The organism is Wolbachia endosymbiont (group A) of Andrena fulva (assembly GCF_964026815.1).
Taxonomy (GTDB): Bacteria; Pseudomonadota; Alphaproteobacteria; order Rickettsiales; family Anaplasmataceae; genus Wolbachia; species Wolbachia pipientis.
This window is the reverse complement of sequence record NZ_OZ034701.1, coordinates 1,019,871-1,045,380: the sequence shown is the minus strand read 5'-3', so window position 1 is coordinate 1,045,380 and position 25,510 is coordinate 1,019,871. Positions and strand designations below refer to the sequence as shown.

Below are 25,510 nucleotides of genomic sequence, written 5' to 3'. Positions count from 1 at the left end.
ATGTGATAGGATAAGGGTAGATGATGATAAGGAGGTTGAATGCCAGCAGCATATAGTTATGATTTAAGAAAAAAAGCAATGGAAGCGCTAGACGAAGGAGAAAGCAGAGAAACAGTGGCAGCAAGATTTAAGATTGGACGAACTACTTTATGGGAGTGGCAGCAAAGAAGAAAAGAAACAGGAGACTTTCAATCAAAAAAACTTGGAAATGGGGGTTACAATCACAAAATTACCGACTGGGATACCTTTGCCAAATTTGCCAGAGAACACGGAGGAAAGACTCTATCGGAAATGGCTAAACTTTGGAACAACGTTAGTATCCAAACGATCTATCGAGCCCTTAAAAAAATTGGATTTACGCGCAAAAAAAGACATATGGATACAAGGAAAGAAACGAAGAAAAACGTGCTGAATTTTTGAAAATTATAGCGACAAAAGAACCTAAAAACTTAGTGTATATAGATGAGTCTGGCATTGATAACACCGAAGACTACCCCTACGGATATTGCCAGAAAGGACAGCGGTTTTATGCCTTAAAATCTGGAAAGAAAACTCAACGAATCAGTATGGTTGCAGCCTTAAGTGGAAGAAAGATAGTTGTTCCGTTAACCTTTGAAGGCCACTGTAATATGGATGTTTTTAATGGATGGTTTGAGCAATTTTTGACACCGATCTTGGAACCTGGACAGACTGTCATTCTTGACAATGCTACTTTTCATAAGTCTGATAAGATTATCGAGCTTGCTAAAGGGGTTGGTGCAGAAATTTTGTATCTGCCGCCTTATTCTCCAGATTTCAACAAAATTGAGCATCATTGGTTTGCTATAAAAAACAGAGCCAGGAAAAAATTCCTCTATTCGAATCCTTTCGTCGTGCTGTTGATTCTGCCTTCCTATGACCTGTTCGGACTATTATGAGAAATGCTATATTTGCTCAGCCGGATATGGCGGTGTAAACTCAAAATCAAAATACACTTTTCCGCTTGCAATATTTGCCGGTGTATTGAGTTCGGGAGTTGCATAACATTTTCCGCTGATAATTGCTCCTTGTGCTTTTAAATTGGCCAAATAAGAATTCACCCCCTCAATCACATCATCTATATAAGTTTTAGTGATATTGCGATCAACTGCCCATAAATGAGCCCTAAGTAAACTATCGTTAATTAAATCTGCAGTTCTTCTCACTGATAAAAAAGCCCATTTTGAGTCATTTGAACATGTTCTATTTCCCCAAAGCCTATAGCCATTTTGATGAATTATCGTTGTTACTTCATTTTCATTCAAGTGGTTTGCTCTACAATTTGTATTACCGAGCGTAAAATCAATAGGCCTGCTTGTGCCAATAATACCGTTTATTTCTTTATTTGAAGGTGAGTGCCAGAAGCCTTGCTCGCTGTCTATCTTAGCTATTAAACCAGCTACAAATGGACTCGATGGCAAGATTTTTTCTTTTCCTTCAATAAATAACTTAATCCATGGGTCAACTACGTAAACTCTTGAGCTGCCTACACTTTTTCTCCATTTTATTGCTTCTTTATCATTGGTATTTGGTCCATCTGCAACAATAATTGCTCTTAATTTTTCTGCTATGGAAATTAAAGCACTCACTACTGAATTTACTCCATCTATTTCAGGTAACTGATGAGTAAACTGAGGTGCAATTAATATTCTTGGCGCAACATGAACTATGCTTTCACTGCTGAGAAATGCCTCAATTCCCTGATATTCTCCGGTTTCTTTATCAACTCCACCGATTATACTTTGAATAGTTTCACTTTCTTTGAGCTTTGGATCGCTGTTTTCACTTTCTTTAACTCGAATAACTACTACTGTTGCACCAATCTGGGAAAATATTCCATTTATTGCAGAAGGTAAACTGCCACTCTTTCCGAGCTTTGCTGCTTCCTTTAAGCTTCCTGCAACTAACACTGGTTTATTTAGCGGAAATTTTTGCTCATCTGCTTCAGGTGCAGTACCAATTACACCTATCACTGATGATTTAGCTGTACGTACTGTCTTTGCTCCTGAGGTTACCTCAATAACATTTACGCCATGTAAAAATTCTTCAGCCATTTCTTTGTATTTTTTTCCTGAAATCATCTAGCAAAGTCTGTAGCTCATTTTCACTTTCGGCTTCTTCAATCTTTCTTTTGGCTAAATCTTCAAGCTCTTCACATTTAATTATTGCTTTTACTGCTTTTTTCACTTTTTCCTCAATTATTCTTGCCATTTCAATAACCGTAATACCACGGACTTTTGCTAAAGGTTCTATAATTTCTTTATCCTTTTCATCTATAGATTCTGGTGCTGCTAGAATGCTTTTTGCGGCTTCCGCTTGAATCTCATAAGATTTAGCTTTTTGGTGAGAATGACCTGCATATTGGTGAGTATGATTATCATAATAGAAACGCATACTATCAAATGCACAAAGCTTCGCATTATCCAGTAACTCCTTTTGTATATCTTCTTTAGTACGCTGAGCAATTTTTCCTCCTTCTGTTAAACAATAGCTTTTTTGCCAATCAAAATCTTCTGGTGCTTCATACCAATCATTTTCAGTTGGCTTACTTTCAAGCGTTGTTGTTTCTACTTGTTTATCATTCTCAAATCTAATGTAGATAGACATTCTTTGTTACCTCCAGAGTTCATAAGTTTCAGATAACCCAGGACATTGCCAAGCTTTTAGCGTTCTCTCTACATCTATTTCAAGCCCCGTGGTTAGAAAATTGCTACGTATGTTATATATTCCCCACTGGATAAATTGACCATAGTTGTATACATAATTTGATGCAAGCATACCTTGACTGACTTGTGTTCTGGAACATAGGTAAGATGATGTGTAAAGTAATATTGCAACTGTTTTTCCTGCTGGAATTTCTACATTGCCAGATCCAGCTAACTTGCTATCAGAACTTGTGTATTGGTAAACATTTTTCCATATTATTCTTGAAATACTTGATTTATTGGTATTATCTGGTGTTCCCACAAATAATCCTGCACCCCCATACTCCGTACTTGAGTACGATGATCCAACAAATTCTATTGTTTTATTTATGTTCACATTGGTTGTATTTTTTACAAATACTACTCCAAGTGCAGCATATGGGTAATAGTATATCTCATCATAACTACCAGAAAAACTATTTGTGCATAACTCTCCGTAAATAAATGTTCCTTTATTTCCCTCTATAAAATAGAGTTGTCTTGGCCGATAAAAACTAACGTAATCTGTATCGTATGTATGGCTACCTGCTAGTAGTTGCAGCATATAGTCTGTTTTTGTTATATCACTGCTCCACTTTCCAAGCTCTGTTGTAAAAGTTCCGTGGCCAAAGTAATTATTTTTTCTGCCAAGTACACCAAACAAGAAAGGTAATGACCCTGGTTCAACCATATTCCTCTTTTTCACTTCTCTCATAATTGATGAACTGCTAGGCACATCATTGATGGAGTTAAATTTGGTTGTCAGTGTTTTTAGTTGGTCTTCCCTGGTTTTTATTTCCTTCATGATCGATGAACCACCTGGCACATCATTAACAGCACGAAAGTTATCCACTAAACCTTTAAGACCATCTTTATGATCATTGCCAACACTATTTATTGCCGCAATATTGGTATTTTTACGAGTATCAAGTAGCGATATATGTGAATCTGATGATGCTTTTAAAGTGTTTAAGGAACTATCCCTAAGCTTGTTGATTTCACTTACAGATTCTGTTTTTGCTACAGTTATCGCCGATATAGAGCTTGCTTTATTGCTGTTTATGTCACTTAAGTGTTTTTTTGCACTATCAAGAAGTTCTTTTAGCTTACCATCTGTCATCTGTACAATTTCAGAAACCGAACTTTTGTCGACTATCAATTCCAATGCTTTAGCAAGATATGCTAATTGATCTGGTGTACTATTTGCTGCTAAATCCTTAAGCCTTCCTTGTAGTACATCAATTATTTCTTTTATTGTGGTCATTTGCACAACGTTGGAAATAGTTTTTTTATCTATTATTAATTCCAGCGATTTTGCAAGATATGCCAATTGATCAGGTGTACTATTTGCTGCTAAATCCTTTATCCTTTGGTATATTGCTTCCTTCATTCCCAAAAATTCAAAAAAGTTTCAAATCTAAATCGTTCAAAATTATTTTTAAGTTCATCTTCTCTTTCACTCATATCTTCATCTATCTTTTCTATGGCTCTGCGTATACGTACTACATCTTCTACAGCTATGTTCTCTGGATGCGGCAAAGGATATCCGTGCCTCGTTTCATCATTTGGCATTTTTTTTATGTTATAACAATCCGCAAGTTTTTTACCTTTGGACGATAGGCAACCGTTCCACTTAAAACCAATTTTATCCTTGTCTCATTACCATTAAAATTTGATAGCACGTGAGTTCTTTCCACCCAGTTGTCTCCAATAGGTTTTCCTACTGTTAAATCTACTAATTGCCATTCTCCCACGTTTTTCTCTACATAAGTTTTAACATCTGCAGTACCAGGTATTAGCGCATCATAGGTAATTGTTATCTTAGTGTTAGCTCCTGCTGTAATGCTTCTTGTAACATAATCTCCAGACTCTGAAAGATTACCCAGAACTAGCTGTAATCCAGGATATAGCACTGGACTTTTTTCTCGCCCTCCTTTTAGGCTTGCTTTTACCGTTAATTCCCCACTTATTCTTTCACGCAGTGCAAGTGGCAAATTATCAGACAGAAAGTTTTCTCTTCCCTCTTCATCTGTTAAGATAAATTCTACATTGGTATCAAATGCTACTTTTTCGACGTTCGTTAAAACAATTAAATCTGAAGTATTGTTTGCAGTAACTTTACCAAGATCAATAACGTGAGAACTTTCGCTAAATTTTGCTGCTAATAGCCGAAACGTTAAATCTAAATTCTGATGCGGTGTCCACGTACTTGCATTGCTAGATGACAGTAATACTCCTACTTGATATGGCTGACTTGTTACCCAACGGCTATTTACTGCATCATATTTGCCAAGTTCTGCTACTTTGACCGCATTTTCCCCGTCATCGGTAAGTAAAACTATTGCATATTCCTGCCCAGCATGACAAAACACTGGCGACCAAGTAATACGTGTTGCTGTGCCATCTATCTTTATATCTTTTGGCTCAATATAGCTTTCAGCAATGACAGTCTGCGAGGGCATTCCCACTGCTGTTTCTCTAATCTGCACAACAACACGTTTTTTGCCTTTATTTATAAACCATAGCTCCACGCCTCCTATGTGTCTGCTCTCATTTAGCGTAAATGTTTGGGCTAAAGGATCAACTCGTCTTGCTGCGATCACTCTTCTTCTTTCTTCTATGGTAATAGTTTTTTTACCAGTATACGTTGTTTCTCCATAGCTTCCTTTATCCCCGTAAAACTGTACTAATTTAGTACCTGCTGGAATATTTGCTGGGATTTTTATTTTTCCACTTATTTGTCCTTGATTTTCCACTTTTTTTCTTTTTATTTTTACATAGGTTGGATAATGATGCCGTCAAATTTTACTTCTTTAAGCCTTTCACCTAGCTCAAAACCTTCAATTTCAAAATCTTGTACTGCTTCTCTCATAAATTCAGCTTCGTATGAAGTACTTGACAGCAATTCTGTTGTTTCTTTAACATTAAATACTCTGGTTACTGGACTTTTCCAATTAGTGGTAACCTCTGTCCAGTGGTCAATGTTTTTATTTAGAGTAATTTGTGCCGGGACTGGATCAAAAGCTTGATATGGATTAATCTTTTCTCCTTTAGTCTGTAAAAGCTGCTCCAGTACCGGTTCAAGTTCATATGGCAAAAGATATCTTTCCCCACCTTTTTCAATATCTGCAACTTCTACATCTATTGGCAGAACTAGCTCTCTATTTACTATTGCTGCAGACTGCGAAATTCCTTGATCGCGCATATCATCATCAAAGAACGGATCTACAAATACCCCTTTTTTTGTGGTAGGCTCTCTTGAATTTGCATCACTGCGTAAACGCTCCTCTGCAACTAATGCATAAAGATCATTTATTCCTTTTTTCATTGCTTCAAGTTCATTCATCGGTACAGCATGAATAGCATTATTCATTACTTTCACCCCTTCTTTTTCCCCATCTTTCCACGTCTGATGAATGTAGCAGAGTAAAAGTTGTCCGCTAGGTGCTTTTGGCATTGATGGTTTCCAAGGGTGGGCAATTCCTTTTATTCTCCTTACTACCCCTTTGCTATCTATAGTAATTAAATCAAAGCGTGGCATCTTCCAGGTGTAATCAATCAGAACCAAGCTGTTATCAACTGCTCCCCTTACTTTACATCCCTCTTCATTTATATCTTCAGGGCTTACATGAGTGCGACAGCGATAGGTTATCGAGTAACTACTTCCAGGAGCTGGTTCTTTGCCGGGTAATGACCAATCAACGTTTCCTGCGTTTAACTTATAGTCTATACTGTTTTCATAAATAACATCACCTTGTTTAATTTGAATAATCTCAAGTACCGCAGAGTCAGGTATCGGATCAATAGCTCCAGAGTATGAACCGTGAGTAACGGTAACTGTTTTTTGAACAGTGATATCAACCTTTTTGATTTCGCTGATTGGAAAATCATTAACCTTCAGTTCCATTACTCTTTCGCTGTTTGGCTGAAAAGTATGGGGTTCTGATTCAACTGATTTTATATCTGGATCTTCATCAAAAGAAACACGAATACTGTGAGGCAACTCAATTTCATAACCATCAACATGAGCTTTGCCCTCATTAATCACAAAAATTTCTTTTTTACCCTTTTTTACCCCTTCTTCTCCCTTTTCTTCTTTGTGGAGGAACATCACTTCTAGCCCATTTACGACGTAGGAACCATTTGCCTCCTTGTCATAACGAGCAAGCGCTGTGGTTACTATGTTTGCTTGTGGTGGCGGTGAATGCTCTATTAATACTCCGTTTTCAATGTTGTAAATTGGATAAAATTCTCCATCAGTAGAAAAAGTGGGAGAAACATTCTCTGCTTGATAACCCCAAATGGTGGAAACTTTAAGTCTTGCTGCCCCTACTTCTTGATAATTACGTGTACCAACGGCAGGATCACGAAGATTCTCATCCTCAAGTTCTGTAATAGTGGATAGGGCGAAAAAAACACCGATGCGAACTGTGGTATTCAGTGGAATAATAAATCTTTTTCCCCCTACTTTTCTCACCGCTCCACGAAGATAGATTTTTCCCGATTCAAGTGTGACTTCGCCGGTTTCCCCATCTATGATACAGTTGCTTCCTGTTATAACATCACCATCACGAAATATCGCATCTCCTATGCCTTTGAGCTTGAAAAGAGCATACTCTTGAGTCTCGTTTAATTCTGCTGACTGTAAACCCCTTCCTGCCAGGAATAAGCTTTTTTCGTACTCTTTGTCAGGATCAAAGCGATTGTAATAGCCGTTTAAACTCATGTTACTTCCAATTGACTTCAGCCTTATAAGGGATTATCACCGTAATCTCCTCTATTTTATTCGCATTAGTTGCTTTAATGACCCAATCATTCTCCAGCTCAGTTACAGTTACTTTATGAGTATCCTTATCCCAAACATTATTACCCAGTTTTATATTTACCTCACTCCCATCTGCTATTTTTGGTACGAGATAAACACCGTTATAACTTAAATCAATTTCTGGATTTTTAATTCGAGTCGAAAAAGAAGGTTTAAACTTAAACTCTCCTGATTGTTTAAATCTTTGCCACTTTTCTTGATCTACCTCACTTAACTTCACTGCCAACATGTCATAATAGTATTTTAGCTTCGGCAGAGCTTTTACTTTGTTACTTAACTCTTTTCCTCCGTTAAATGCAGTATAATCAAGATGTATAATCACATCAGAAACTTTTTCAGTATTTTGTAGCTCTAAAATCCAATCAGATACCGCCCCTGTACCTTCAAATGGTAGATAACGTTCATCATTGAAGTTTAATTCGAATAATCCACTATCTTCTTGGTTTCCTTTTGATATTGCTATCTGCTGATTTGTATTACAGTTTACTCTTAATGATTGATTATCACTGAGTTCATTATTTTCATCGAGTAATGACCTTATTGCCTCAATCTCAGGTTTCAGTACTACTCTGTTGGCTGTTTGTTGCAATGTAGCATGAATATCCTGATAAGGAGCAACTTCTGCTTTAATAGTAATTCTTATACTTTTAATCTTACGACAATAATGACCTGGAAAATCAAGATCAAACATTTTTTCTGTTAATGCAAACTTACAGCTTCCTTGAGTTTTTAACTCATTGATTGCAATAGGACTTAGAGGTATTGTTTTAGTAATCTCCAGAGCTCTTTCATTATTATCAAGATACTCTTTGGCCATTTGCTCAAGAGCAAACTTCAAGCTATGACCTGCAAGTAATCCTTCTTTTAAGCTGTTCCAAGAGCTTGCTGTAACAAATACTCTATCGTTATTCAACTCATACTGATAAGTTTTTTCCACCTGTTTTACCATCTCTAAAGCCATCTTATAAGCTTGGAAATATATTATTGCTATTTGCCCTTTCATCCAGTCATAGAGCTCTTTACTTGTAAACTTACTTTCAAAGAATTCCCTTTTTTCCTGGTTTTGCTTGATTGACTCTTTATGTACTTTTAATTCTTGCTCAGCAATGGTTTGATTAATTTGATTTGCCTCTATTGTGTGGTTGATCTGCTTCACATCACAGGCAGCTAATTTTTTCTGTAGATCCCAATCTTCAGCACGTCTTTGATAACTTGCTATGATATTGGATAATTCTGCACCTTCTTTCTTAATATCTGCTAGAGTAGTCAGAAAATCTGCTCCTGTTTGTGTAGAAAAGCCAGGTTTAGCACCACCAAAAGAAAAACCAAATACTGTAGGTATCCAATGTGCTAATGCTGCAGCTCCAAATATACCACAAGCTCCAAGTCTTGTTGAAGTTGCTTCAGAATATGATAAGATTCCTTTCACTTCATGGTATGAACGTCCAGCATTGATTAAACTTTCATAATGCGATTCACGCTCCTCAGCATTATTTAAACTTGCACTCAGTGCATCTTTTTCTTTCTTTAAGGCTTCTATGGTCTTTTCTTTAACCGATGAGATTAAATTACTGATTATTCCTTCTTGTTTGTTGTAAAGAATAGTCAGTGACTCAGCGTCTCTCTTTTCCAGAACATCAAGTAATTCTGAGCCAAATTCTATCACCGTTTCAACTATCGATTTTGCATAACTTACCATTTTACTGAAGCGATAATGTGGTATTAGCTTCACCTCTGGTAGTGCTAGAGAATAACTGCCAGTTGCTGCTGCTAATTGCTTAGGATTAAGTGGTGGTTGAAATAAAGGTAATACTGCTTTTTTTCCTCTAACATCTAAACAATGTCTTATTTTATATAAGCGATCTTCAACTTTATCCCATAGACCAATAAAGCTCTTATTTTCAGGTGTGCAGAAGTAATTGCTGTATTTGATAAGATCATGAGCTTCATCAGATTGAACTGCGAGTTGTGAACCAGCTGGTAGTTCTGTTTCCATTTTCAATAAATCATGGTCTTTTAATTCACTGAAGGATTGAGGTTGAACTGAAAAATTTCCTTTTTTAATAGGTTTTGGGCCAAGTAAATCCCAAGCTCTGATATACAGCATCGTAGCTTGATTTAATGCTTCCCAAGATCCCTTAGCAAAGAGCATATCTCCCCAATCAATGAGGTTATCTATGTAGGAGATGATGATATACTTTTCAAATGCAGTGGTACGTTGTTTTGCAATGGTGTATGGGTCAAATGGATCAATTGCCAGTTCTTCAGCAGTTTGAGTATCATTTATCGACTCAACGATATTATCACTGTTATGCTTTTCAAAAGGCAAAAACTGCCATTCTTTATTATTATTGGTAGGGTTAAAGATATATTGATACCATTTCCTTGCTGTAGCAAAGTCCTGTTCTTTGTGCAAGTGCCAAGCAACCAGCATTGGAATATGGAAAAATATTTCCCATAGATAAAGGCCATAAGCGCCACTGAAGTCCAAAGTATCACTTGGACGATGAGAGATACTATCTGTTGGATTAAATCTTGAAAATGGAAGTTGTTCTATTTTCTGTGACTTTAGAGTTAAAATACTTTTTGGCCCACCAGCATAAGCTTTTTGACGTAAATGGCGAACATTGCCGGTGATGTTTAACCTCGTAAAAGAGAATTTTATATCTTGAAAGTTAGATTTTTGGCTTTTACCATCATATTCAAACTCAAGCTTATTTTCACTTTTGTTTATCTTGTAAGTTGATTTCTCACTAATTGCAGGTAGATCGTAATCTTTAGGTAAAAGCAAGAAAGACTCACGAATATTTTCACGCTCGAGGTTACCTTCAACGATGAACCAACCAGGTTTATTGATTACTTGCTGGGATAAGGACTTTTTAAAATTACTTAGCAATGTTAACCACTTTTTATCATCATCTTTATGTAGAAGTTCAGCATTATCCTTTTTATTAGTAACGTTAGTTTCAAAGATATTTTTAGTTTTCCCTAAATGAAGTTTATCATCACGGTTAATTACATCATAAGAAGGGTATGAAATGCTTATTTGTATTTCTTGTTTGAATACGTTATTATTTTCATCAGTACCGAAAAATGATACTTTATCACCTCGAATGATAGAGCAGGCATCGCTTTTAATATTTGAAGTTATGGTTGTCCAATAATCAGCCTCATTGTTGTAAACATATACTTTTTCACAATACTTACCATCTAATTTGCTACGAAAGAAAATAACGTTATCGCCAACTACTGCAACTTTGTCTTTACCTAGTTCTCCACTTAAGGTGTGTGAAGTCCATTTTTTATTTTCATCAACTTCATCGTCATTATAGATATCTACCTGCGAAGAGTATATAAAATTACCATTTCTCAAACCTTTATTTCCTCCAAGGAAAATAGCCTTTTTGCCAATTACTGCTACTGCTGCAAAAGCCCTCGCTTCACTAGCAGCATGTACTGTCCATTCTCCAGTTTCATCATCATAAATATCTATCTGTGAGGATTCGTAACCTCCAAAGAAAATAGCTCTCTTATCTACTACTGCTACCGATATCCATTCCCGTGCTTCACTAGTGGTGTGAGTAGTCCAACTTCCTGTTTCACTGTCATAAATATCTATTTTTGAAGAATTACCTATAGTTTTTATATCTACAAAAAAAATAGCTTTTTTGCCGACTACACCTACTCTTGCACTATACCTTCCTTCACTAGCAGTATGAGTAGTCCAACTTCCTGTTTCACTATCATAGATATCTACTTGCGAAGAACATATTACATGATTACTACTATCATAACCTTTATTTCCTGCGAAAAAAATAGCTTTCTTTCCTACTACCGCTACTGTTACACTCATTCTTGCTTCACTAGTAGTGCATGTTGTCCAACTTCTTGTTTCATCGTCATAAATATCTATTCGTGCTGAGCATTCACCATTAATCTTCTTACCTCCAAAGAAAACGGCTTTGTGATTTACTACTGCCACTGCTACATCCCACCGTCCTTCACTAGCAGTATGAGTAGTCCAGCTTCCTGTTTCACTGTCATAAATATCTATTTTTGAGGAAAATAGCTCCTTTGAGAACCGATTATTTGTAGTACCCCCAAAGAAAATAGCTTTGTTGCTTACTATTCCTACTGTTGGTTGATATCGTGCTTCGCTAGAAGTATGAGTTGTCCAATTTCCTGTGTTATCATCGTAAACATTTACTTGTGAAAAGTATTGATAATTTGGATAATTGCCACTCCTGCCACCAAAAAAAATGACCTTATTGCCAACTCCTGTAATCGTTATACTCTTTCGATTAAGGAAACTTTTGTTTAGGTCGATAATACGATATTTATAAGGAAGATTATTAATAAACTTTCCTTTCTGATTCTTACTAGCAACTAAATCTTCATCAAGAGTAAATAGATTAGATAAACTTACACTATCAAACTTTGTTTTGCCGATAACAATTACTATCCGTTTTTCTTTTCCGTTCTCTTCTTGAAGGTAAAAAGCTGCCACTTTCTTCCAGTATAATTTTTTTGCTTCATCAACTGGATCTATTTTAATATCACTTGCAAGCTTCTGTGGTGCTGTCCAACTGCCACTTGGTTTTTGAAATATGTAATTAATCGTTGCATCGATTCTTTTTTCGTTATTTTCACTTTTTTCAATTTGTTGCACCCAAAATATAAATAATCTGTTGAATGCATGTATTGGGGTTATTGTTTCAACTGGAATCGATGCCTCTATTTTCTCCCACGCAGTCCAGTAAAGTATATTTTGATTTTTCTGATCAAATACTGCTGCGCGGTAATAATAATCGTATGGTTGCGCAAGAGTTCTGCCAATAACGTACAGTGTGTTTTTTCCTTCTACTTTTTCATAACAACTATCAACTATTTTTAAACTAGTTACTTGTTCAAAATCTTCAAAATACTTCATGTATGCATCACTTACTCCTTCGTCGGTGATATTTCCTTGCATGAGCGTGTTTTGTAGTTTCTTATACTCTGGAGTAACAATTTTACGTAATGTTGGATTTAAGTAGTTTTCTGGATATAATTTTATCTTATTGCTTGCTTCCCATTCACGATAACTGGACAGCCATTTCCATTCTTCTTCCGTCAGGCCTTTAATCTCCACATCCTTATCTTTATCTTTTTCTATCTTCATCATAGCGCGATGAATGTATAGCTGAACACTATTTAGTGCTGCTTTAATCGGCGAAATCTTTGAACATTCACTCATTTCAACATCGATCAACAAAAATCCATAAAGATCTCTCATGTTTTTCAGACCTGGATTAGTATGTATCATGTACCTTGCTAGAATATCTCGCTTTTCTCTTGCTAAATATCCTTCGTCTTTTTCAGTGATCAGTTCTAAATCTTTTTCAGTATCGGTATATTTTTTCCATCCTTCACTTGCTTTTAAATTGTATAAATCCTGAAGCTTCAGTAGAACTTTGACATTGATTTCAGCTATATCCATGAGAGACTTAATCTTCATTAAAGAATTCACCGAATCTTGCTTGCCAAAACATTGCTTAAATATTTCGACTTTTTTAATAGCTTCGAGTGTATCTTTACTCCAACCAGTAAGCTGAACCATTTTCTCCGTTACTTTATCACTGCTGTAGTCATTGCCAAATAACCAGTTAATGTATTCAGGTAGTGTAGAATATGATGCTTTAAGTGTTTTATAGTTTAACAGAGTCCGAATCTGCTCAATTGACCATTTTCCCTCTACTCCATAGACACTTTTGTAACTTGTAATACCCTCTACTTCAAACTTTAGCGTTGTAAATACATCTATGTTATGAATGAGCTTTTCTAAAAATCCTTTGTCTGAAAATGACTGTGGTTTATTGGGATCAACAGTAAATGCATAAATAGCATCGAGTATTTCAGGTTGAATGTTGCCTACACACTTATATACTTCGTTATAGAAACTCTGCGAATCTTTTACTTCTTTTGTTGATTCATATAATTGTTTCGCAAGTTGCTTACTTGAAGCAGGATCAATCAATCTGCGTATTTGCTCTGTCGTAATTGCATGTTTTGTGAGCCAATCATTAAATTCAACCACATTTTCCAGATTTATTCCTTCTACGCTTAATTGTAATAAGAGCTCTGCTATTGGTATGTTTACTAATCTTGCAAGCAGAACTTGTTTATATACTTTTAAAATTTTTTCTCCGAATACCTCTTGATCATTGTGGTAGTTAATCAAAGCAGTTAATTCATTACTGTTTACTTCTAAAATATTTTGCAATGCGCTATAATTACTTGCTGTAGCAGCTAGATCTTTGAGGCTTTTTTGACTTAAAAGTGCTTTAAATTCTGGTAGACTGTCAATTTTACTTGATACACTCTCTGGTAAACTATCAGCATACAATGCAAATATCTTAGCTAAAGGTTGCTTAAATCTTTCTTGTAGATTTTTAATCTTTGCTATTTTTTTCTGATCAATTTTACTCCCATTTAGTGCTTGAGTTAATTCAGCAAATGACCAATTAAGTTTGTTTGCTAAACGAATGAAGCGATGTAGAAAGCTCAGTGCTTGATTATCAAGATTATTTATAGTTTGTTCTGTAATAGTAAGTTTTTTTGCACCTTTATAGCTATCAAGTAATGGTTGAAGCTTATCATGCTCTATACCTGTTTGTGCAATGAATTTATCAACATTTTTCAATTGATCTATTTTTCCATCTTTTATTCCATATACCTCTTTTAAATAAGCTTCTGTTTCATTATCAGACGTAATTACTTCATATTCCTCCGGAGAAAGACTCAAAAATTCTGCATCAGTGTCAGCATTTTCAATCAGTATTTTATATATCTCTGCTAAGCTTGTCTTATGCTTCTTAAGGTAAGCACGTATACTCATTAGCGGAAAATTTGCTGGAAGATTAAAAGGATATTTGGCAGTTGCAAGCTTACATAGGACATCATCTTCTTTAAGCGTAAGTTTTAGATTTTTCTCCATTATTTCATTGACAATTTCAAGATATAGCTTTTCCTTGTTGGTATTGTCACAATCGAGTTTAATATCGTAGAGATCAGGACGACGTTTTTTAAGTAATTTAGGTGGCTGCTCATATTTATCAACTATTTCCAATAATTTAACCAGATAAGCTGCAGGACTAAGTACCGATTGGCAACTTTCACATTGATTGTAATCGTCGGTATTAAAGATTTTTGGTATTTGCATTTTTTCTCCTGTAAATTTTAATGTATGTTACAACAACGTTGAGCTCGATAATGAGGCTCAGAGATGTTCCTAGCGTTTGCCATGTAAATTGAGATAAACTTTTTCCTGGCCACAGCTTTTTGATAGATATCCCGTGCTGTGCTTTCTAAAAATATATCTTTTACCGCTTCGACAAATCTATCTTCGAATAAGTCGGTAATTTTAAATGCTGAGTCGTATAAGAAGTTTTCATTATCTTTAAAACTAAGCAGCTGCTTTGCAGTTAAATCATCAAGTCCCATCTTCTGAAGACGGACAATAGCATCATTTATCATTTTTTTCTCCCTTTAAGTTTTTTAAAATGTGACAACAAAGGAAAAAGTTTCCCGAGTTGCTGCAGTTCGAATAAGTGGTACCGTATGTTCAAGTACCAACAAAATTCCTGAATCTTCAATGTCTTTTGGCTCAAAATATCTCTGTCCTGTAGGTAATCCTTTTTTTACTTTAGTACCAACCATAACCCCAAGTTCCCTGATAACTTGATTTGCTGCGTCCGTGAAATCGAAAGTAAATTTAAGATAGAGATTATTAGTTGGTACATTTGAGGGCCTAAACCTTCCGGAGGGAGTAACAAGCTCTCCATTCTCATCACCTGTGCAGAAGAGCACTTCGTTCGCAGTACGTCTGCCAAGCTCATTGAGCAGTTTTTCAGAAGTTATCAGCTCTGGTGGTGTGCTTTCACTATATTCTACAGTAACTGCACTATTTGCCCTGATAGAGCTATTTTCCGTACGTTTTATTACACCACTACTGCTATCAACTATATAATCTATACTTGACTGATAAGTTGTTTGTCCTGTAAAAACCCTTACATCTTTAATAGTGTGGTGATCTAGAGCTATTTCACCCTCAACAAAAACTTTTTCGACCTGATGGCTACTTCCAGAGCTTGAATCACCTGTTCCCCAAGCAAGATGTATAACTTGCTCTTTTATGCTGGCTGCTATTGCTGCTCTTCCTGATTGTGTAAGAATTGACACCTGTGATGAGTTTGAAAGGCTTATATAATATATATTCAGGATTTGGAAAATTTTTGTCCAAAAAAAATGAATTTTTGCCTAATTTTTTGTTGCAGTATTATTTAAAAATCGAACTGTATTATTCTCGAAAAAAAACAATAGAATATCAATAGGTTAAAAATTGCATCTGTATTATTTATTTTTGCTCCTGTCCTACAAAGTGCACCTATAAGTTCTCATCCTTAAAGCATTAATTGTTTTAGGGAAAAGTTATGAAACTAAAAACTGCCATAGTTGTTCAAAATATACGGTATCAAGCTAAGAGATTAAAACTTTTTGAATGCTTTGCTCATGAAACTCATGAAGATCTTGAGCAAGAACTTTTCTGTGAAATTTGGACTTATCTTGATAGATATGATGAAAGTAAAGGTAGCTTTAACACTTTTGTAGCAAGATTAACTGAACGTCGTGCCAATAACTTATTGGAGAAACAACTATGTATTAAACGCAACATTAATAACTACGTCAATATTGAGAAAACAGAAGCTTTTGAAGATGAAGTAGCAAAACGTACTGATGTAGATTACATGATTTCAACGCTACCAAGAAAGATGCAAAAGATATGCGAACAACTCAAGTACTTTAACTTATATGAAGTTGCTAAGATGAACAACATATCAAGAACTACTTTAAATACTATGGTAAGAAAAATACGTATAAAACTCTCTTCCATCTACTACAAGAGCAAAAAGAAAAATTGAACATAAATTCTACCTTTCCTGAATATATAACATATACCATTGAGGTGAATAAATGACTTTTAAAATTTTAAACAATAATGAAAGATTGAAAACAACTACAGGCATAAAAGTAGTAATTTTTGGTCCTTACGGTATTGGTAAAACCAGCCTCTTAAAGACTATAAGTGAACCAACACTATGTCTTGACTTTGAAGCAGGTCTGCTTGCTGTTCAAGATTGGCAGGGAGATTCAATTAGTGTTCGTACTTGGAATCAAGCTCGGGATATTGCCTGCCTAATTGGTGGTCCAAACCCTGCGCTGAAATCTGACCAAGCATACAGTCAAAAACACCATGAACATGTATCTGGCAAGTATAAAGATCTTCTTTCTGAGACTTCTAAATACCGATGCATCTTTGTAGATAGTATAACCGTTGCTTCACGTTTATGTCTTTTATGGGCAAGGATGCAACCTGAGTGTTTTTCTGATAGATCGGGAAAAGAAGACAAAAGAGCTGCTTATGGGTTACTTGCTCAAGAGATGATGGCTTGGCTCAATCAGTTTCAACATATCAGAGATAAAGACATCATCATAGTTGGCACATTAGGTCAATATCTCGATGACTGCAATCGTCCAACTTGGCTACCTCAATGTGAAGGAGCTAAAACTGCTAGTGAGATTCCAGGTATTGTTGATGAGGTAATCAGCATGGTTGGAATTAAGAAAGATAATGGCACAGAAGTACGTTCATTTATCTGTCAGACTATTAATACTTGGGGATACCCAGCTAAAGATCGAAGTGGCTGCCTGAATATGGTTGAAGAACCACATTTGGGTAAATTACTTGCGAAAATTAAAGCCAAAACTTTGGCTCCTATTGCTTAATTAAAAATTGGAGAATAATTATTATGGAACAAAGCTTTTTCAATATCGGTCAAAAAATTCCCTTTTTCAGTGTGAAAGAATATTTGAATGATCAATCGCCAATACCAGAAGATATAATCGCACCAAGGATTCTAACTAAAAGAGGTCTATTGGTACTGGGTGGCCCACCTAAGATTGGCAAGAGTGATTTTCTTATTTCCTGGTTGATTCACATGGCTGCCGGAGTTTCATTTCTCAGTATGACTCCTAGTCGTCCTATGAAAATTTTCTACATGCAAACTGAAATTGAGTATGAATACATGAAAGAGCGTTTACAGCAACTGACATTCGACCAAGAACTTTTGGATATAGCTGCCAATAACTTAATTATCACGCCAAGAGTGCAATTATCTTTCAGCAGTGAAGAAATAGATGAGATCAAAAGCACCGTTAAAGAGCGTTTCAAACCTGATATTATTGCAATTGATCCTCTTCGTAACATTTTTAACTCAAGTGAATATGGTAATGAAAATGACAACAGCGCTATGCTATTCTTTTTGCAAAAAACGCTTGAAAGACTGAGGAACATTATTAATCCAGATGCAGGTATAATCCTTACCCACCACACAAAAAAACTATCCAAAAAGATGCTGGAAGAAGATCCATTTCAAGGCCTAAGCGGTGCTGGATCTTTACGTGGATTTTATAGCACTGGCATGGTGATGTTTGCTCATGGTGCGCCAAGAAGTGCTTGGAGAACAGTTGGTGAAAATCCAACACAAACAAAGTCTAGCCAACAGTTTGGAACAGACCACTATGTTGCATGAGGTAACGAGTGTAATAGAGCTAGTGGGATGGACAATGCAGGGCACAACGGAAGTGAAGGAGTGGAGTCCCGAAATACCTGAAGACATAGAGGTCGACATGTTCATGGCCATGGAAGACAGCATGAAGGATAACGTAAAGGCAAGTTATCACTCACTCTATCGGGATCTGAGACCGTGCCATGTATTGAAATGGACTTCAAGTGAACTTGGGAGATCCCATGCATTCCTATTAAGGTACGTTGGAACAAGTCAACAAAGGCAAGAACTAGCGGAAGATGCAGGGGAAGTCGGACTGATTGATAGTACTCAGAATGTGGGAAAGCCACGTACAAGGGGAAGCGATCAGCAATATAGTAACTGGAATAGGGATTGCTATGCCAATACAACGGAGGTAGGAATAACATGCGATATAAACTAAACCAGATAGCAGTAAGAGCAAAGCAAGATAAGCGACTAAAATTCACATCGTTAGTCCATCTGATAAATACAGAGAATCTTGCGAGATGTTATAAAGAACTGAAGCGTAACAAGGCTTGTGGAGTAGACCAGATAACAGTGGAATCATACGGAGAAAATCTGAATGAGAAACTCGAAGTGCTAGTAGAAAGTATGAAGAGGAAGCAATATCAACCACAACCAGTAAAGAGGGTATATATACCGAAAGCTGGAAGTAAAGAGAAACGCGGACTCGGAATACCATCGACCGAGGATAAATTAGTACAGATTATGCTGAAGAAGATATTAGAAAATATTTACGAGGCAAACTTTCTGGACAGCTCATATGGATTTCGACCAGGAAGAAACTGTCATCAAGCGGTAAATGCACTAGATAAAGCAGTTATGTACAAGCCAATAAACTACATTGTAGAAGTGGATATCAAGAAGTTCTACGATAATATACAGCATAAATGGCTAATGAGGTGTCTAAGGGAACGAATAACTGACCCAAATTTGCTGTGGTTAGTAAAGCGGTTTCTCAAGGCAGGGATAGTCGAAGCTGGAAATTATGAAGCAACAAAACAAGGTACACCACAAGGCGGTATAGTAAGTCCTGTATTAGCAAATATATACTTACATTATGTGTTGGATTTATGGATAGAAAAGAAATTTAAACCAAGATCCAGAGGATATATACAAGTAATAAGGTTTTGCGATGATTTTGTGGTTTGTTGCGAAAGTAAGGTAGACGCGGAAGAATTTCTGGAATTACTGAAACAAAGGCTAAATAAATTTGGGTTGGAAGTATCTGAAAACAAGACCAGAGTAGTAAAGTTTGGCAAGAGGGAGTGGCAACGAGCGATAAGAGAGAAACGAAGGACGGAAAGTTTCAATTTTCTGGGGTTTACGCACTATGGTGCAAAAAGTCGTCGTGGTAGATTAATGATGGGACATAAAACCTCTAAGTTAAATCTAGCCAGAAAACTAAAAGAAATCAAGGAGTGGTTGAAAATAGTCCGCGGAAGTATTCGACTTAAAGATTGGTGGCAAGTACTGAAGGCTAAATTAACAGGACACTATAACTACTTTGGTATTAGCGGAAATTATTGGTGTTTGAAACAATTTTACACATCAGTAAGAAAGCTAGCATTTAAATGGATAAATCGGCGTAGTCAGAAAAAGAGTATGACCTGGGAACAGTTTGTACACTACGTAGAAGTAAATCCATTACCAAAGCCAAAAATACATTTTTCTTTATATGCATAAGAGGGACGACTGTGAAAACTAATATTGATGAGCCGTGTGCGGGAAATCTGCAAGCACGGTTCTTTAGGGGGAGTTGTAGTAATAAAACTCAAACGAGAGGAGTAAAGCTACAGCTTCTACCGAACAACGAAATAGATTTTATTAACGCTAATCATCCTTTAAATTTAGAGCAGGAATTTGGTAACGGATACATCAAATTGACAGATGGTTCCTTTAACGAATATACTGGCCATTATCAAATAGGAAGCGAAATACTAGATGAAAGCCATAATATGATAGGAGACTTAACTATAGATGGCTACATTCATAGCTTCCATGCAGATACCCACAATATGAATCTTAAATCCTTTACGGAGATAGATTTAAAAGGTGATATAAAGAAGATAAATTCTCTTTACAAGAAGATATAAAGTTACAAAAACTTCTGCATCATTGCTTGTGATACAGAAGTCACTTTTCATTCCACTACAATAAGCTTTAAAATCACTACATTTTACATTACAATAACTTTTTCACTTCTTTTTAGGTCCATGAAATTCACATTATCTTGGTTATTAGAACACTTAGAAACCAATGCTAGTTTAGAAGAAATTACCGATAAATTAACTCACATAGGGTTAGAAGTAGAAGATGTGATCGATAATTCCAGATTGACTGGGTTTATTGTTGTAGAGGTATTAGAAGTCGTACCTCATCCAAATGCTGATAAATTAAAATTATGTAAAGTAAATGATGGAAGTAAAATTCTACAAATAGTCTGTGGAGCAAACAATGTTAGAGAAGGTATGAAAACTGTACTTGCATCTCTTGGTAGCACGTTGCCAGAAAGTGATCTCACAATTAAGTCCACAAAAATACGAGGAATGCTAAGTGAAGGGATGCTCTGCTCTGCTTCTGAACTTGCGCTGGTTCAAGAGGAAAGTGAAGGAATAATCGAGCTTTCCGATGATTATAAAGTAGGGGATAAATTTTTCAATTGTGACCCTGTAATTGATATAAATGTTACTCCAAACCGTGGAGATTGCTTAGGCATTTATGGAATAGCTCGCGACCTTGCTGCAACTGGAATTGGGACATTAAAGACTTTAAGCATTCCACAACTTACCAGCTCCATAAATTCACCAATCGATGTTGAAGTTACTGACGGGGAAAGTTTTATTAGTGGAATATACATCGCCAATGTAAAAAATCAAGAAAGCCCAAAATGGTTAAAAGATAGGCTGGAATCGATAGGAATGCGCTCCATTTCTGCAATAGTTGATATCACGAACTATATTATGATATCTTTCAGCCGCCCAATGCACGCGTATGATGCAAAAAAAATAGAAGGAGAGCTCACAGTACGCAAAGCAAACGACGGAGAAAAATTTGCTGGTTTGAACGGTAAAGAATACTTATTAAACAAAGACATAAGCGTTATTGCAGGTGATAAAAATATTCATGGAATTGCTGGAATTATAGGTGGTAAGTGCAGTGAATGTACTCTTGAAACTACTGATATCTTTTTAGAGTCTGCTTGGTTCGATCCCATCTCTATTACTAAATCTTCAAGGCAGCTCGGCATCTCCACAGACGCTAGTTACAGATTTGCACGTTCAGTTGATCCTGGATTTACTTTTGATGGACTCAACCTTGCAGCTAAAATGATTCTGGACTTATGTGGTGGAGAAACCTCAAGCGTAGTGTCTGCTGGCAGTTTAGATAGTGCTGACACCAAGGTGAGCTTTGATTATCAGGATGTGAACAAGTTTGGAAGTGTGTCTGTATCGCCTGATGAGGTGCTTGATATCTTAACGAAACTAGGGTTTAGTATTGATAAAAAAACCGAAGGCAATTGGAATGTACAAGTACCAAGCTGGAGACCGGACGTGACAATACCGGCTGACCTAATCGAAGAAGTAACAAGGATATACGGCTATGACAAAATAAAAGAAGAACCACTACCAAATAATGTTGAAGAAGTAGATAGTACATACGACAATTTGCGTATTTTGATGACAAACAGAGGGTTTCATGAAGTGCTAACCTGGTCGTTTATGAGTGAATCAACAGCTGAAAAATTTGGTTACTCGAATAAGTTATTTATCATCGATAATCCGTTTAACAATAGCTTTAATATAATGAGACCAAGTATTATGCCAAATTTATTGCAAGTTACTGCTGATAATATTGCCCATGGAATATCTGATCTTGCAATCTTCGAAATCGGGCCGATTTACGATGGTGAAGCTCAGTCTAAGTATGTTTTAAGTGGAATTAGGTCAGGAAATAATTTACCGCGAAACCATTATAATACTGATAGGAAAGTAGATGTTTTTGACGCAAAGGCTGATTGCATAGCAGCTTTGGAGTTTTTTAACGTTAATTGTGATAATTTAACGATAGAGAAAGCAGAAAAAGAACATTACCACCCAGGAAAGTCAGGCACTCTCTCTTTTAAGAATAAAGTAGCAGGTTATTTTGGAGAGTTGCATCCTAATATATTAGATCTTTTTGATATCAAGCAAAAAGTTGTAGGTTTTGAGGTAATACTAGAAAATATTGAAAATTTACCTGTAAGTAGAAAGAAATTTATCGATTATAAATACCAAAGTGTAAAACGTGATTTTGCATTTATAGTAAATAAGGATGTGGAAGTAGGTAACATAATCAATGTGATAAAAAAAAGCTCAGAGCTCATCACAGAAGTTTTGATATTCGATGTATACCATGGAAATAATATAGAACCGAATAAGATCTCTATAGCGTTGTCAGTTACTTTTTGCTCTCCAATCCACACTTTAACTGAAAAAGAGATCCAAAAAGAATCAAGTGCTATAGTTAATTTAGTATGTGAAAATACCGGAGGAACTTTGAGAACTTATCGTTGAGTCACAATCATAGTTTCCTGCCGTTGCTGTGTCACACTTACTTCATCCAATTTATTTCCAATATTGAATTCAATATCCTTGAAAAATCTATCCCACATTCCATGCAAATGCTCTTCTATTTTAGGCCACACATCATTTTTAAATGTTACCCCATCATCAGAAAATAAATTACCTAAAAAGGCTCCAATACCTTCATAATTTGACTGAAAACATTGAAGAAATGTCTCTCCTTCTTTATAAGTATTATGTGCCACATTTAACGCTTTTCTCTCTGTAGTCTCTTTATAAGCATTTGATGCTCCAATCTTTATTGCACCAAACATAACTTTACTCCAGTTCTTAACTTTCTGTATACAACCTTCACTATTTCCTGGTATATTATTTATTATATTTTTTGTCAAATTGTCTATCAAAGGAGACAATAAATTTTGACTAAAATGTTTGATATTATCTTTTGTTTTAATTACAGGATATTTGATGCGTTTTTCTGCTAAACAGTACTCCAGTTCTGCTCTTTCTAATAACTTCTTGATTTCTTTTTCATCAAAAGTTTCAAGCTTGAATACCTTCAGTAAATCATCTTCTATTACTGCAAATTTTATTTTTTCACGAGACGTTAGTTCTTCTTTATAATCATTTTTTGTTTCTTCATTTATCAATAATTCTTTTTTGCCTAATTCTAACTGTTTTAATGCTTTCAGAATTTCTTCATTCCTTTTTAAGAGCACTTCTATTGATCTTGTACCCGGATGCCCTTTTTCCCTGTTATTTTGTTCAGCTTGTAAACGCTTATTTTGATCTTTGAGTGTTTGTTCTAATGTAGATTTTTCTAAATGTCCTTCATCTTGCACGCGAAAAGCTTCAATTATTTCTGCTAGACCTGATTCACCATATTTTCTTAATTTCTTGCATAAACGTAAAACACCCTTTTTTTGTTCTCGAAGTAACCTTTGCACTTTATATTTTTTTATTTCTAAATACATCTTTTCTATAAAGTCATTTATTTTAGCTGAAGCTTCCTTATCCGATGGAACCTTTACTTTTTTTTCTAAATCTTCAAGCTGCTTCCTTAGGCTTTGCTTCTCCTTATCCGGTATATCTGATTGACTTAACTTACCTTGAACTTTTTTCATTACTGATTTTATCAGCCTGCGCTCAATCTCTTGATCATCATATTCGAATTTAAAAAGGTCTTCTAACCCCCTTTTTAAGGTGTCATTTGTTAAGCTACTGTTTTCATGTATTTCTTTTAATTTCTTATATATATCGTTACACCTTGTTTGACCTATTCCTCTTAAACGTTCAATTTCTTCTTTCGCATTACCTAAGGCTTTCTCTGTTGCTTGGAGATGCTTATTTTTATAAATATCAATTACTGTCCTTTTAACTATTTCGCCTTCCTTTATAAGCTTTTTCCATTCCGCCTCATGTACAGAAAATTCATCATCTTTTGAGTCTTCTACTTCCATTCCTGCGTTTTTCAAATCTTCTATTATAATCTCTTTTCTACTTGGTAATTCCTTACCTTGGCTCTCTAATTCCTGTCTCACTAAAGAATTTTTTATCTCATCTTCCAGCGAAAAATCTTCTCCCCGTCTATCTCGCTGAAACTTAATTGCTTGTATAAAGGCAACTTGATAAGCACTTTGTATTAAGTGACTTGTCAAATTAGGACCTATACTATCTACCACTTTCGACTTGAATCCGTTCAATAATTCCTTCAATTTATCATATGTAATCTCTTTCTTTTCTAGCTTTATCAGTTCTTCCATAGTCTTCGCAAATTCCTGAATAGAAGTTGCAAGCACATCCTTGATTTCATTGCGTAAGGGCTTAAGACCATTTTTTAAATTGATGTTAGTTGACAATTTCAGTACGATGCTATGCTCTGAATCCCGCGTCACATCAAACCACTTGTTATTTTCATTTTCATACAAATCTCTAAGCAATCGTTTAAATTGCGGTGGAAATTCTATTTCCATATCCCACGCAATATTTGGTCCAGTAACTTCCTTTTCATGAAAAGACACCTCAATATTTTGATGCTTATTAGAATACCGCCCCATACTTATTTTAAGAGCAGTAACTAAAGAGTGAGATAAATCTCTATTTAAAAGATAAAAAGTAGCCAAAGCAATTGTTGCAGGAACAACTAAGGCTACAAGTACAGCCATATTAACAAAAATTGCTATTGCAGCAAGAACACCATATGCCAATCTTTTTGGCACGCCAGTTTCACTCTTTTTTGTCTTATCTTCCCCTACACTGTTTTGTGTCTTGCTGTTTGCTTGAAATCTACTGCATACGACTAATCCCAGTGCAGTAAAAGCAATATAAGGAAGCATTAAAACTGACAGAGCTAAATTTAATATTTTCTTTTCTGGGCAAGTTCTATTTATTTCCTTAAATATTTCGCTTGATATATTATACCAGGAAGTAAAAAAATCAGAGTTATAATCTTTATAATGAAATATACTGAGTGGAACGTTAAAATTAGCTAACGGCTCTTGTTCTTCCACAGCATCAAAAAATTCTTCTTCCTCTTCTGAAGTAGCAAGACCTAAATTATTCCCTTCTTCTACATTAGAAACAGCTTCCATAGCATCAAAAAACTCTTCTTCCTCCTCCAAAGTAACAACAGATTCTGCTTTACCTAAACCACCACTATTGTTAACAACTTCTTCATAATCATCTGCAACAGCTTTATTCATATTATAACCTTATCCAATTACCTTAAGTATAGCATAAATACTGACAATCTTGCAACTTTATTAAAAA

The 25,510-nt window shown here is 35.6% G+C and carries 17 protein-coding genes and 1 pseudogene; 8 read left to right on the top strand and 10 right to left on the bottom strand.

From position 1 onward, the window contains the following. The first annotated feature begins 39 nt into the window (after positions 1–39). Positions 40–898 (top strand): annotated as a pseudogene (locus tag AAGD84_RS05200) (IS630 family transposase). A gap of 25 nt (positions 899–923) precedes the next feature. On the opposite strand, the gene AAGD84_RS05195 reads toward AAGD84_RS05200, so the two are convergent. Genes AAGD84_RS05195 through AAGD84_RS05155 form a run of 9 tightly spaced genes read right to left on the bottom strand, consistent with a single transcriptional unit; the run spans position 924 to position 15,747 of the window. Then, positions 924–2,072: a phage tail sheath subtilisin-like domain-containing protein gene (locus AAGD84_RS05195; RefSeq protein ID WP_341818168.1), complete on the bottom strand. Its 1,149-nt coding sequence runs from the start codon at positions 2,070–2,072 to the stop codon at positions 924–926. Further along, on the bottom strand, positions 2,065–2,625 hold the full coding sequence (locus tag AAGD84_RS05190; RefSeq protein WP_065095397.1) for a hypothetical protein: 561 nt from the start codon (positions 2,623–2,625) through the stop codon (positions 2,065–2,067). Before AAGD84_RS05190 ends, AAGD84_RS05195 begins: the two co-directional genes overlap by 8 nt. A gap of 6 nt (positions 2,626–2,631) precedes the next feature. Next, positions 2,632–4,092: a hypothetical protein gene (locus AAGD84_RS05185; RefSeq protein WP_264328511.1), complete on the bottom strand. Its 1,461-nt coding sequence runs from the start codon at positions 4,090–4,092 to the stop codon at positions 2,632–2,634. Further along, on the bottom strand, positions 4,089–4,274 hold the full coding sequence (locus AAGD84_RS05180) for a hypothetical protein (RefSeq protein ID WP_264328512.1): 186 nt from the start codon (positions 4,272–4,274) through the stop codon (positions 4,089–4,091). Before AAGD84_RS05180 ends, AAGD84_RS05185 begins: the two co-directional genes overlap by 4 nt. A 5-nt stretch (positions 4,275–4,279) precedes the next feature. Further along, positions 4,280–5,458 carry a hypothetical protein gene (locus AAGD84_RS05175; RefSeq protein WP_341817903.1) on the bottom strand — a complete coding sequence of 393 codons (1,179 nt, stop codon included), beginning with the start codon at positions 5,456–5,458 and terminating at the stop codon, positions 4,280–4,282. A 17-nt stretch (positions 5,459–5,475) separates the two neighbouring features. Continuing rightward, positions 5,476–7,428 carry a DUF4815 domain-containing protein gene (locus tag AAGD84_RS05170; protein WP_265038507.1) on the bottom strand — a complete coding sequence of 651 codons (1,953 nt, stop codon included), beginning with the start codon at positions 7,426–7,428 and terminating at the stop codon, positions 5,476–5,478. 1 nt (position 7,429) lies between these two features. Then, a complete protein-coding gene (locus AAGD84_RS05165) occupies positions 7,430–14,728 on the bottom strand; it encodes a neuraminidase-like domain-containing protein (RefSeq protein ID WP_065095318.1) in 7,299 nt (2,432 codons plus the stop codon). 17 nt (positions 14,729–14,745) lie between these two features. Next, a complete protein-coding gene (locus AAGD84_RS05160) occupies positions 14,746–15,042 on the bottom strand; it encodes a hypothetical protein (RefSeq protein WP_065095317.1) in 297 nt (98 codons plus the stop codon). 21 nt (positions 15,043–15,063) lie between these two features. Beyond that, positions 15,064–15,747: a hypothetical protein gene (locus tag AAGD84_RS05155; RefSeq protein ID WP_065095316.1), complete on the bottom strand. Its 684-nt coding sequence runs from the start codon at positions 15,745–15,747 to the stop codon at positions 15,064–15,066. Between the two features lie 251 nt (positions 15,748–15,998). Here AAGD84_RS05155 and AAGD84_RS05150 point away from each other — a divergent pair, with 251 nt between their 5' ends. From AAGD84_RS05150 to pheT, 7 genes are all read left to right on the top strand, one after another. Then, positions 15,999–16,487, top strand: a complete 489-nt coding sequence (locus tag AAGD84_RS05150) for a sigma-70 family RNA polymerase sigma factor (protein WP_065095315.1) — start codon at positions 15,999–16,001, stop codon at positions 16,485–16,487. A 52-nt stretch (positions 16,488–16,539) separates the two neighbouring features. Further along, entirely contained in the window at positions 16,540–17,352 is an 813-nt protein-coding gene (locus AAGD84_RS05145) for an ATP-binding protein (RefSeq protein ID WP_065095314.1), read from the top strand. Positions 17,353–17,375: 23 nt separating this feature from the next. Further along, positions 17,376–18,158, top strand: a complete 783-nt coding sequence (locus AAGD84_RS05140) for an AAA family ATPase (protein WP_341817902.1) — start codon at positions 17,376–17,378, stop codon at positions 18,156–18,158. Beyond that, positions 18,064–18,576, top strand: coding sequence for a hypothetical protein (locus AAGD84_RS05135; protein ID WP_245611107.1), 513 nt, complete (start codon positions 18,064–18,066; stop codon positions 18,574–18,576). Before AAGD84_RS05140 ends, AAGD84_RS05135 begins: the two co-directional genes overlap by 95 nt. After that, positions 18,561–19,862, top strand: a complete 1,302-nt coding sequence (ltrA, locus tag AAGD84_RS05130; RefSeq protein WP_338476458.1) for a group II intron reverse transcriptase/maturase — start codon at positions 18,561–18,563, stop codon at positions 19,860–19,862. Before AAGD84_RS05135 ends, ltrA begins: the two co-directional genes overlap by 16 nt. Before the next feature lie 11 nt (positions 19,863–19,873). Then, on the top strand, positions 19,874–20,272 hold the full coding sequence (locus AAGD84_RS05125; protein WP_264723415.1) for a hypothetical protein: 399 nt from the start codon (positions 19,874–19,876) through the stop codon (positions 20,270–20,272). Between the two features lie 120 nt (positions 20,273–20,392). After that, entirely contained in the window at positions 20,393–22,732 is a 2,340-nt protein-coding gene (pheT, locus tag AAGD84_RS05120) for a phenylalanine--tRNA ligase subunit beta (protein WP_341817901.1), read from the top strand. On the opposite strand, the gene AAGD84_RS05115 is transcribed toward pheT, so the two are convergent. Then, entirely contained in the window at positions 22,723–25,443 is a 2,721-nt protein-coding gene (locus tag AAGD84_RS05115; RefSeq protein ID WP_341817900.1) for a hypothetical protein, read from the bottom strand. The two genes, pheT and AAGD84_RS05115, sit on opposite strands and share 10 nt — an antisense overlap. Positions 25,444–25,510: the final 67 nt, after the last annotated feature.